Origin of the sequence: Isoptericola hypogeus (assembly GCF_039531145.1) — a bacterium.
GTDB classification, from domain to species: Bacteria; Actinomycetota; Actinomycetes; order Actinomycetales; family Cellulomonadaceae; genus Isoptericola; species Isoptericola hypogeus.
This window is the reverse complement of record NZ_BAAAPM010000015.1, coordinates 1-537: the sequence shown is the minus strand read 5'-3', so window position 1 is coordinate 537 and position 537 is coordinate 1. Positions and strand designations below refer to the sequence as shown.

At 71.9% G+C, this 537-nt stretch carries 1 protein-coding gene; it reads right to left on the bottom strand.

All coding sequences use genetic code 11. The features are described 5' to 3' along the window. Positions 1–139 precede the first annotated feature (139 nt). Positions 140–537, bottom strand: a 398-nt coding sequence (locus tag ABD254_RS21215) for a hypothetical protein (RefSeq protein WP_344250964.1), incomplete at its 5' end; no start/stop codon positions are given.

Genomic DNA, 537 nt, shown 5'->3' with positions numbered 1-537 from the left:
TCCCACGGGATCCCGTTCGGGTCGTCACCGGTCTCGCGCAGCAGCAGCCCCTCCGCGAGGGCCCGGTCCCGGGGCGACCACTTTGTGAGGTACTTCGTCGGGCGCACACCCCACGCCCGTGCGGCGCGGAGCGCCAGGGTCAGGCCTGGGAGGTCGCGGAGCGCCCGTTCGACGTAGGGCGGGGGATCTCGACGTCGTTCTCCGTCGCGGCCTCCATCGCGCCGTACAGCAGGGTGATCCACTGCTGGCCGTGGGGGCGCGAACGCAGGGCGCGCAGCTGCTCGACGGTGACGTAGTCCGTGTTGCCGCGGCTGGTCTCGATACCGACGACCGCGACCGCGAGCAGGACGAGCTTGCGGTCCTCGTCCGCCTTCGCCTTCGCCCGGGTGTACTCCTGGACCCGGTTGCCGAACTCGTCGTGGAGGCGCTGCGCCGCACCGTCCTTGGGCGGCACGGGCATCTTCGGGTCGGGCAGCTCCTCGTAGGAAGCGTGCACCTCGTCACGGGAGACGGCGCGCACGGTCCAGACGGCCTTCG